Below are 3,067 nucleotides of genomic sequence, written 5' to 3'. Positions count from 1 at the left end.
CATGAAACATGACCATGAAAAGCTGTTCCAATGTAGGGGTCTACGTACTGGGTGAGGCTGGAGCTTGGAGCTTGGGTTGCTACCTTTTGGGTGCTGGTGCAGGCTGCTACAGCGACAATGCCACAGGCCAGGGCAGTTGCGGAGAGGATGAATCGACTACGGATACGCTTCATGAAAATTTGGTGACTTAAGTAGCAGGGCGTTTGTGAGCAGGCCGGAAACCGAGAAGCTCAGAGACGCCACGTAGGGCACAGCATTCGTGCTAGCCGGTGGCGTTCCGCGTGAATGTGTAGCCAGTGGTACCTACTACCGTGGGCTTTACCCATAACCAAAGAAACAAGCGAGGTGCCTGAAACCTCAGGTTATGTGGTGGTTATACACAAGAAGAACGCCCCAACATGCACGCGGTATTTTATGCCAAGTACGTTTAAAATAGTGATAGTATACCCTCGGTAGTAGGTGCTGGTACTCACATTGGGCACGTTGCGCTTATTGAGGCTAAAGGGTAGCCGTTTCCTGGCTACTGAACCGAAGCCGCGCAGCAGCACCAGTAGTGCACGTGAGGGGGCCTACCTTAAAATTCCTCAGCGACTTACCGAATAGGTTTTGCGCTGTACGCCCACCCCGGTAATCTTCACGGACTGCCAGCCGGTGGGTAAGGTGGTTTTGCTTTGCACAATGCCGGTGGGCGTGATATTGAGTCCCCCAAAACCCATCAGTACGGCTTGCAGCACTCCGCCCGCACCCGTAGCAAAGTAAGTTGGTACCACCTTTGGTTTCGGCAATGACACGGAAGGGAGGTAGCAGATTGGGTTCGTAGGCATCCTTAAACCAGATTTTAGCCTTTTCAGCATTGCCAAGACGCGCGTAAAGCAAGGCAAAGATGGCCTGGGTCATGGCTGGAGTGCCCGCCGTGGGTACCCGGGTTTCGTAGTACTCTAAGTCTTTCCTGATTTGGGCCGGGGCCGTGACGACGTTCAGGGGGTAGGCCAGCAAGTTTACGTCGCCCTGCTTGATGCCTTCGCCCTGGTAGGTGGCGTGCTCGCGGGTAGTGCCATCCGCCATTTTCAGAATCGGAATGTTCTGGGCTACGTGCAGCCAGTCGGGGTTGGCGCGCAAGCCCAGCAGCTTGGCGGCAGCGGCGGCGTTGCGCAGGTTTACCTGAGCGGCGGCGTTGGTAAAGGCGTCGTTGTCCACGTTTTCGGCCCATTCATCGGCGGCAACTACGTTGCGAATGTCGTAGCGCCCGGGGCCGTTGCGCTCCACCCGGCTGGCCCAAAAATCGGCCGTAGCGGATAGGATTGGCCAGCCTTTCTCCCGCAGCCAGCCTTGGTCCTGAGTTACACAGTAGTACTGCCAAGCTGCTAGGGCCACGTCGGCCGAAATATGGTGCTCAAAGGTTCCGCTCAGGGCCCACACGGGCGTTTCTTCCACCCCCATATCGGCGCTTTCCCACGGGTACATGGCTCCCTGGTAGCATGAGAGAAGGCGTTGCGCTGGGCTGGCTCCAGCCGCCGAAACCGGTACTCAAGTAAGGATTTGGCAATTTCAGGGTGCAAGACCAGTAAGGCCGGAAACATCCACACGTCGGTATCCCAAAACACGTGGCCGTTGTAGCCCAGGCCCGAGAGGCCCATGGGCGAAGGCGAGTAATCGGTGCCAGCGCGCGAGAAGCTGTACAAGTGGTAGAGCATGCTGTGTACGTCCTGCTGGGCCTGGGCATCGCCCTGAATCTGAATGTCACTTTTCCACAACTCATCCCAGGCTTTGGCGTGGAAGCTCAATAGGCGCTCCTTGCCCTCAAGGCGGGCAAAAATGGTCAGGCGCTCGGCCTCATTGAGGGGGTCGGCATGGTGGGCAGAGGTGATGGACGAGCCTGCCACCGCGTAGCTGTAGGTTTGCCCGGCTTTCAGCACCTTGTTGAACTTCATCAGGTGCATGTTGCTGTCCCACATTTCATGAATGACCTTGGGCTCCTGTCCGTGCGGCTCACTGAAAAGAAAGCTGTTGGAAGCGCACAGCTGGAGCTTGCCCGTGCTGCTGTGCGCCGACGACGTGAGCAGGCTGAGCGTGACGTGCGGACGGTCTATTTCGTTGTAGTAGTTTTGAACCTCGCGCAGAGCGTCAGGGGCGTCCATGACGCTAGCGGCGGTTAGGGACACGTCTTTTTTGGCCGTTATGGTCACGTCCACCAGTACCGTGTAGGGAAGCTGGCGCAGGGCATAATGCGTGTAGCGGATAGTAGCCTTATCGGCGTAATCGAAGGAAGTAGTCAGCCCAGCATGCTGCATATCCAGCTCCTGCCGGAAGTTGCTCATGTCCTTGCCGGAGAGGCGCTGCCCATCTACCTCCAGGTACATGTTCAGTAGGTTGAAGCTGTTGAGGAAGTTGCTCACCCGGCCCCGCCCGTACTGGTCGTAGGCGCCGGCCAGCACCACGCTTTTCACCTGAAACGGCTCAGGCGAAGAAACCACGCCCAGCATCCCGTTGGCTACCGTGACTCCGTAGTAGTTGCGGGGGTCAACTTGGGCGGCAGTTAGGCGCCAAGGGTCGGGCGTTTGGGCTGCCGCCGGGCGCCACGCAGCCCCGAGGAATAAGGCGAGGGCACAGAGCAGCCTAGGCAAAGTGGGAAAGTGGGTGGTCATGGGAAAGAGGGCGAAAGAACGGGTGGGGCGGGGTTTAGCGCAAGGGTATTACCACGGCCTGCCAGGGCTCCAAGGCTAGGGTAGAGGCGGAAGTAAAGGTAGGGTAGTTATTGAGCCAGGGCATACCGTTGAGAGTCAAGACCCGCTGGGCACCGGCCACTTGCGCTTTTCCGAAGAGAAGTTGAGCACTACCAAAGCCTTGTCGGGGCCGAGGGTGCGGGTGTAGGCGTAGGATGTGGGGGTTGGCTTCGTCCAGCAGGTGGTAGGCCCCGTACACCAGCACCTTGTGCTGCTGCCGCGCGGCCGTGGCCCGCCGGAAGTAATTGAGGACGGAGTTAGGGTCTTTCTCCTGAGCCGCCGCGTTCAGTTGCGGGTAGTTGGGGTTTACCGCAAGCCAAGGCGCACCAGTAGTAAAACCCGCG

General features: G+C 58.3%; 2 protein-coding genes and 1 pseudogene. All 3 read right to left on the bottom strand.

The genetic code is table 11. The features are described 5' to 3' along the window. Positions 1-498: 498 nt before the first annotated feature. On the bottom strand, positions 499-1,464 hold the full coding sequence (locus VI25_RS28095) for a hypothetical protein (protein ID WP_262490012.1): 966 nt from the start codon (positions 1,462-1,464) through the stop codon (positions 499-501). After that, the gene (locus tag VI25_RS28090; RefSeq protein WP_262490011.1) at positions 1,407-2,645 is read right to left on the bottom strand and encodes a hypothetical protein; all 1,239 of its coding nucleotides are present in this window, start codon (positions 2,643-2,645) and stop codon (positions 1,407-1,409) included. The genes VI25_RS28095 and VI25_RS28090 overlap by 58 nt, the downstream gene beginning before the upstream one ends. Positions 2,646-2,679: 34 nt before the next feature. Next, a pseudogene (locus tag VI25_RS25525) lies at positions 2,680-3,067 on the bottom strand (hypothetical protein); the annotation flags it as partial.

Origin of the sequence: Hymenobacter sp. AT01-02, from assembly GCF_000961955.2 — a bacterium.
In the GTDB taxonomy this organism is placed as follows: domain Bacteria; phylum Bacteroidota; class Bacteroidia; order Cytophagales; family Hymenobacteraceae; genus Hymenobacter; species Hymenobacter mucosus.
The sequence above is the reverse complement of the archived record's forward strand: the minus strand, read 5'-3'. Positions and strand labels throughout refer to the sequence as shown.

What these genes read in the sequence shown, in the direction of transcription:
- VI25_RS28095 (WP_262490012.1), bottom strand. Translation starts at nt 1,464, where the DNA reads ATGTACCCGTGGGAAAGCGCCGATATGGGGGTGGAAGAAACGCCCGTG.
- VI25_RS28090 (WP_262490011.1), bottom strand. Translation starts at nt 2,645, where the DNA reads ATGACCACCCACTTTCCCACTTTGCCTAGGCTGCTCTGTGCCCTCGCC.